The following is a 6208-nucleotide window of genomic DNA, read 5'->3' on the forward strand; positions in this document are numbered from 1 at the left end:
TTTCGGCCGCCCGCCCGGATCCCCGGACGTACGGCCGAACGGGTGATTCTCAGGGGCGTACGTGGCCGTCGCCGGTGACGATGTACTTCGTGCTGGTCAGCTCGGGCAGGCCCATCGGGCCGCGGGCGTGCAGCTTCTGGGTGGAGATGCCGATCTCGGCGCCGAAGCCGAACTGGCCGCCGTCGGTGAACCGGGTGGAGGCGTTCACGGCGACGGTGGTGGAGTCGACCAGCTGGGTGAAGCGGCGCGCGGCCTGCTGGGAGGTGGTGACGATCGCCTCGGTGTGGCCGGAGGTCCACAGCCGGATGTGCTCGACGGCCTTGTCGAGGGAGTCGACGACCGCGGCGGCGATGTCGTACGAGAGGTACTCGGTCTCCCAGTCCTCGGCCACGGCCTCGACGACGGTCGCCTTGGAGTCCTTGGCGTGGGCCAGCACGCGCTCGTCGGCGTGCACGGTGACACCGGCCTCGGCGAGGGCGTCCAGGGCGCGCGGCAGGAACTCGGCGGCGATGTCCTGGTGGACCAGGAGGGTCTCGGCGGCGTTGCAGACGCTGACCCGCTGGGCCTTGGAGTTGATCAGGATGTCGATCGCCATGTCGATGTCGGCGGCCGCGTCGACGTAGACGTGGCAGTTGCCGGTGCCGGTCTCGATGACGGGGACGGTGGACTCGCTGACCACGGTCTGGATCAGGGAGGCGCCGCCGCGCGGGATGAGGACGTCGACCAGGCCGCGGGCGCGCATCAGCTCGCGCACGGAGTCCCGGCTCTCGCCCGGCACCAGCTGCACGGCGTCGGCGGGCAGCCCGGCGCCGCCCACGGCGTCGCGCAGCACCCGCACCAGCGCGGTGTTCGACTCGTACGCTGAGGCGGAGCCGCGCAGCAGGACGGCGTTGCCGGACTTCAGGCACAGGACGGCGGCGTCGACGGTGACGTTCGGGCGGGCCTCGTAGATGATGCCGACGACGCCGAGCGGGACGCGGACCTGGCGCAGGTCGATGCCGTTGGGGAGAGTGGAGCCGCGGACGACCTCGCCGACCGGGTCGGGCAGCTTCGCGACGTCGCGGACGTCGGAGGCGATGGCGCGGACCCGCGCGGGGGTGAGGGTGAGCCGGTCCACGACGGACTCGCTGGTGCCGTTCTCCCGCGCCCTGGCCACGTCCCTGGCGTTGGCCTCGACGATCTCGGCGGTCCGTACCTCCAGCGCGTCGGCGATGGCGAGCAGCGCGTCGTCCTTCACGGCGCGCGGCAGCGGCGCGAGGTCGGCGGCCGCGGCCTTGGCGCGGTAGGCGGCCTGGGTGACCGGGGACATCGAGTCGTACGGCGAGAGCGTGGTCATGAGGGAAGGGTAGTGCGCGCCGCGCACGCCTCCGGAGCACGTCCCACACCCCGAGACGAAACCCCCCGTACGGGACCAGAACGTACGGGATCAGACGGGGTGGGATCAGAAGGGGTGGACCCCTACGGGTGTCGCGGGCGACGGGCCGTAGCCCTCGGCGATGCGGTGGTGGTAGGTCTCGCGGTCGATGACCTCCAGGCCGACGATCTCCCACGCGGGCAGTCCGGCGCTCTGCCGGTGCTCGCCCCACAGGCGCAGGGCGACGGCCGCGGCGTCGTGCAGGTCGCGGGCCTCCTCCCAGTACCGGATCTCGGCGTGATCGGTCGCGTATCTGCTGGTCAGGAGGAAGGGGTGGTCGTGGGCCAGCTGTTCCAGGGCCCGGCGCAGATCGGACAGGGGAACGGTGTCCCCGGAGACGCTGAGGGTGACGTGCCACAGCCGGGGCAGGTCTTTCGGCTCCTCGTAGGTGTCCCCGGCCACGACGCTCGTCAGAGCACCGCGCGACGTCGCCCCAGGGCGCACTCGTCTCACGACGGCCTCCTTCATGACTCGCTCGGCCCCTTGACGGAAGGCGTGTCCTGTCAACATGCCCCCGAGTCAAAGTTGAGCAGGCCGCAGGGCTCCGCGTGGTGGTTTTACGGAACGTCCCCCACCGGGGGCGTACCGTACGCCCTGTTTTACGAGCGGTCTTGCGACTGTCAGAGGTGCAGGAGCACCAGGTCGTCCCTGTGTACGACCTCGCGTTCGTACGCCGGGCCCAGTTCGCGGGCCAGTTCGTGGGTCGAGCGCCCGATCAGCCGGGGGATCTCCTTGGCGTCGAAGTTGACGAGGCCCCGGGCCACCGCGCGGCCGGCCGCGTCGCGCAGTTCGACGGGGTCGCCGGCGCTGAACTCGCCCTCCACAGAGGCGATTCCGGCGGGCAGCAGCGACTTGCGGCCCTTGACGACGGCCTCGACGGCGCCGTCGTCGAGGGTCAGCGCGCCCTGCGGGGTGGAGGCGTGCTGGAGCCACAGCAGCCGGCCGCCGGAGCGCTTGCCGGTGGGGTGGAAGTAGGTGCCGGTGTCGCCGCCGCCGAGCGCGTCCGCCGCGTGCACGGCGCTGGTGAGGACGACGGGGATGCCGGCGGCGGCGGCGATCCGGGCGGCCTCGACCTTGGTGACCATGCCGCCGGTGCCGACGCCTGCCTTGCCCGTGCTGCCGATCTCCACGCCAGCGAGGTCCTCGGGACCCGTCACCTCCGCTATCCGCGAGGTGCCGGGTTTGCTGGGGTCGCCGTCGTAGACGCCGTCGACGTCGGAGAGCAGGACGAGCAGGTCGGCGTGGACGAGGTGGGCGACGAGGGCGGCGAGGCGGTCGTTGTCGCCGAAGCGGATCTCGTCGGTGGCGACGGTGTCGTTCTCGTTGACGATCGGGAAGGCACCCATGGCGAGCAGCTTGTCGAGGGTGCGGGAGGCGTTGCGGTGGTGGGCGCGGCGGCTCATGTCGTCGGACGTGAGCAGGACCTGGCCGACGCGGACGCCGTAGCGGGCGAAGGAGGCGGTGTAGCGGGCGACGAGCAGGCCCTGGCCGACGCTGGCGGCGGCCTGCTGGCGGGCCAGGTCCTTGGGACGGCGGCGCAGGCCGAGCGGGGCGAGACCTGCGGCGATGGCACCGGAGGAGACCAGGACGATCTCCCGCTCCCCGCCGCTGCGGATCTTGGCCAGCACGTCGACCAGCGCGTCGACGCGGTCGGCGTCGAGGCCGCCGACGGCGGTGGTCAGGGAGGAGGAGCCCACCTTGACGACGATCCTGCGGGCCTCGCGTACGGCCTGCCTTGCCCTTGCCACGGTGCTGACTGTCCCCTCGCGTAGGTCGGCTTCGCAGCCAAAATCTACGCGAAGAGGAGAGGGGGCATCGCGCAGGTCCGCTCTGCGGACGCGCGGGTCCGCGTGCCCGGCTCGCGTGCCCGGCCCGACTGCCCGGCCCGAGTGCCCGGCCCGAGTGCCCGGCTCGCGGGCCCGCCTGCCGGGCGCGCATCACGAATCCCGCGGCCCTCCTCACTGAATATCGGCCACAAGCGGTCAAAAGAGCGGGCGCGCGTCACGAAGCCGGCACTTCTCCGCCGGACCATTTGCGGCATGGAATGTCCTGTTTGCGCGCCAAAAATACGGACAGCACCTCTTTTCCTCTTCTTACCTTTGGAGGGGCTCACACACCTTGACCGCAGGCCCGGAGTCGGGGGTGAGTCCTGCCACATCCCCGCTGACCAGCGACGGACGAGCTGTGGTAAGAACGTCTCACGAGTGACGTTAGGATAGGCTTAAACCAACCTTAACCTTGCACTCCTTGTGCCTCTCGCCACCCGCGCCGCACGTCAGCAGCGGGGCGCGGGTGAGTCTGATCGACAGTCCAGGAGCCCCAAGCATGCCCCTCGCGAATGGAAACACTTCGCCCAAAATAAGCGTGGTCGTCCCTGTCTATAAAGTTCAGGGATATCTGCGCGCATGCTTGGATTCCATTCTCTCCCAGTCGTTCGAGGACTTCGAGATCGTCGCGATCGACGACCACTCCCCCGACTCCTGCGGCCGCATACTCGACGAATACGCCGCCCTGGACGAGCGCGTCATACCCGTGCACCTGGCGGAGAACCAGGGCATAGGCAAGGCACGTGACGCCGGTGCGCTGAAGGCACGCGGCGAGTACATCCTGTTCCTCGACAGCGACGACACCCTCGCCGACGGCGCTCTCCAGGCGATGGCCGACCGGCTGGCCGTCACGGACAACCCCGACATCCTCCTGCTCAACCACGTCCGCACCTACTGGAACAACCGTGTGCAGGCGAGCGCGGCCGGCGAGCTGCTCGCCGCGGCCGGCACGGACGTGTTCACGGCACTGGAGCGTCCCGAGTACCTCGGCATGTTCGCCGTGGTGTGGAACCGCGCCTACCGCCGCGAGTTCTACGTCGACGACCACCACTTCACCTTCACCGACGGCATCTACGAAGACGCCCTCATGGTCTACAAGACCATGCTGACCGCGGAGCGCATCGCCGCCACCGACCACGTCTGCGTCGAGTACCGCCAGCGCCGCCAGGGCAACTCCATGCGCACGCCCGGGCGCAAGCACTTCGGGATCTTCGAGCAGTACCAGCGGCTCTTCGCGTTCCTCGACGAGCGCCCCCACCTGGAGCCCGTGCGGGCCCTGCTGTTCGAGCGCGCCGCCAGCCACTACCTGTTCACCCTGGCCCGCGAGGACCGCATCGTCCCCAAGGACCGCGCGGAGTTCTTCAAGCTGGCGGCCGCCGACTACAAGCGCTTCAAGCCGAAGGACCTCGTTCTCCCCGAGGGCACGCAGGGCACCAGGTTCCAGCTGCTGGAGCGCGGCTCCTACACGGCGTACGCGGCGGTGATGGCCGCGAGCAACACCCGTCGCCAGGTGATCCAGCGGGCCACCAAGGTCAAGACCAAGCTCGGCAAGACCGCCTACAACCGGCTGTACCAGCTGCACCTGCGCCGCCCGGTCGACGAGAACCTCGCCGTCTACGCGGCCTACTGGAACCGCGGTGTCGCCTGCAACCCGGGAGCCGTCTACGAGAAGGCGAAGGAGCTGGCCCCGAACGTCCACGGTGTGTGGGTCGTGAAGCGCGACGCGGTGGACACCGTCCCCGAGGGCGTCGACTACGTGGTGGCCAACTCGCCGCGCTACTGGGAGGTCATGGCCCGGGCCAAGTACCTCGTCAACAACGTCAACTTCCCGAACGACATCGTCAAGCGGCCCGAGCAGGTCTTCCTCCAGACCCACCACGGCACCCCGCTGAAGCAGATGGGCATCGACCAGCAGAAGTACCCGGCGGCGGCCAAGAACATGAGCTTCGCCAAGATGCTGGAGCGGGCCGACAAGTGGGACCTCAGCCTCACCTCCAACCAGCACTCCACGGAGATCTGGGAGCGGGTGTACCCCTGCGCGTTCGAGGCCGTCGAGTTCGGATACCCGCGCAACGACGTCTACTTCCGGGCCACCGCCGAGGACGTCACGCGGATCCGCCGTGAACTCGGCATCGAGGACGGCAAGACCGCCATCCTCTACTGCCCGACGGTGCGCGACTACCAGAAGGGCTACGTGCCCCGCATCGACCTGGAGCGCTTCTGCCGCGAGCTCGGGCCCGACCATGTCGTCCTGGTGCGCACCCACTACTTCTACGGTGCCGACCCCCGGCTGGCGGCCCTCCAGGAGCGCGGGCTGATCAAGGACGTGTCGAGGTACCCGGTGGTCGAGGACCTCTGCCTGGCCGCCGACGCCCTGATCACGGACTACTCGTCCATCATGTTCGACTACGCGTGCCTCGACCGCCCGATCGTCAGCTACGCGGACGACTGGGAGGTCTACCGCAAGGCCCGCGGCGTCTACTTCGACATTCTCTCCGGACAGCCGGGCGAGACCCCGGGCGCGACCGCCACCACGGAGGACGAGCTGATCTCGGTCTTCCGCTCCGGCGCCTGGAACAGCGCCGAGGCCGCCGAGCTGCGGGCCGCGTTCCGCGAGCGGTTCGTGCAGTTCGACGACGGCAACGCGGCGGAGCGCGTCGTACGCCGGCTGTTCCTCGGCCAGGACCGGGGTCCCGCGGTGCTGCCCCTTCACGAGCGGACTCCGGCTCCCGCGCCGGGCGTCGTCGCCAAGGCGCGCATTCCGCAGCAGCCGACCGCTGAGCGTGGCCTCATCGGCGCCTGACGCACGGCCTGACGCACAGAACGAGAGAGACGAGCACCACGTGGTTTCCCGCCCCTCCATCTCCAAGGCCGTCATCCCTGCGGCAGGCCTCGGTACGCGGTTCCTGCCGGCCACCAAGGCCACTCCCAAGGAGATGCTGCCGGTCGTCGACAAGCCGGCGATCCA

General features: G+C 69.8%; 5 protein-coding genes. 2 read left to right on the top strand and 3 right to left on the bottom strand.

All coding sequences use genetic code 11. The annotated features are described in order from the left end of the window. Positions 1-49: 49 nt before the first annotated feature. From ACZ4MF_RS35395 to proB, 3 genes are all read right to left on the bottom strand, one after another. Positions 50-1336 (bottom strand): glutamate-5-semialdehyde dehydrogenase, encoded by a 1287-nt coding sequence (locus tag ACZ4MF_RS35395; RefSeq protein WP_467496631.1) that lies wholly within the window; start codon positions 1334-1336, stop codon positions 50-52. Positions 1337-1441: 105 nt separating this feature from the next. After that, entirely contained in the window at positions 1442-1867 is a 426-nt protein-coding gene (locus ACZ4MF_RS35400; protein ID WP_376285473.1) for a hypothetical protein, read from the bottom strand. A 167-nt stretch (positions 1868-2034) separates the two neighbouring features. Further along, positions 2035-3162, bottom strand: a complete 1128-nt coding sequence (gene proB / locus ACZ4MF_RS35405) for a glutamate 5-kinase (RefSeq protein WP_467496633.1) — start codon at positions 3160-3162, stop codon at positions 2035-2037. Positions 3163-3739: 577 nt separating this feature from the next. On the opposite strand from proB, the gene ACZ4MF_RS35410 reads away from it, so the two are divergent. Then, complete coding sequence (locus ACZ4MF_RS35410) at positions 3740-6043, top strand: bifunctional glycosyltransferase/CDP-glycerol:glycerophosphate glycerophosphotransferase (RefSeq protein ID WP_467496635.1); 2304 nt, start codon at positions 3740-3742, stop codon at positions 6041-6043. A 40-nt stretch (positions 6044-6083) separates the two neighbouring features. Next, positions 6084-6208 (top strand): sugar phosphate nucleotidyltransferase (locus ACZ4MF_RS35415; RefSeq protein WP_467496641.1); only part of this gene is annotated, 125 nt, incomplete at its 3' end.

The organism is Streptomyces sp. NPDC025793 (assembly GCF_055558375.1).